General features: G+C 37.5%; 1 protein-coding gene. It reads right to left on the reverse strand.

What is annotated here, in order from left to right:
• Positions 1-389, reverse strand: a 389-nt coding sequence (locus tag V7083_RS18650; protein ID WP_335480722.1) for a GNAT family N-acetyltransferase, incomplete at its 3' end; no start/stop codon positions are given.
• Positions 390-554: the final 165 nt, after the last annotated feature.

The following is a 554-nucleotide window of genomic DNA, read 5'->3' on the forward strand; positions in this document are numbered from 1 at the left end:
TTAACAAAACCAAATTGGATCAGTTTCTTCGCTGCTTCTGTAGTAATTCCTTTTCCCCAAAAATTAGGATGAATCACATAACCGATTTCAGCAGTTTTATGGTGTTGATTCCAGGTTACAAAGTCAATCGTGCCTATTAATCTACTGGTTCCCTTGTATTCTATTCCCCATGGAGCTATTTTTTGATTTTCATAATGATGGAAAACATAATCAATGAATGTTTGAGTGTCTGCAAGGGACTGGTGGGTATCCCATGTAACAAATCGTGTCACTTGGGGATTGGAGGCATAGGAGTACATGTCCATTAGATCATTTTGAGTAATCTTTCTTAAAATGAGTCGCTCTGTTTCCAATACAGGCAAATCGCCATAAATTTCTTCCATCTCCATCAGCTCCACCCCTTAAAAATCGTTATCCACATTATATAGGAAATTTAGAAAATATAAAATCATTGAATGGGTGGATATTTTTGGGAGTTCGGTGTACTTTTAAAGCGATGAGGGACGGATTTCTGGGGGAGCTGATTAGATTTGTCTTTCATGAAGGGGATGAAA

This window comes from Bacillus sp. JJ1764 (genome assembly GCF_036962145.1).
Lineage (GTDB): Bacteria > Bacillota > Bacilli > Bacillales > Cytobacillaceae > Neobacillus.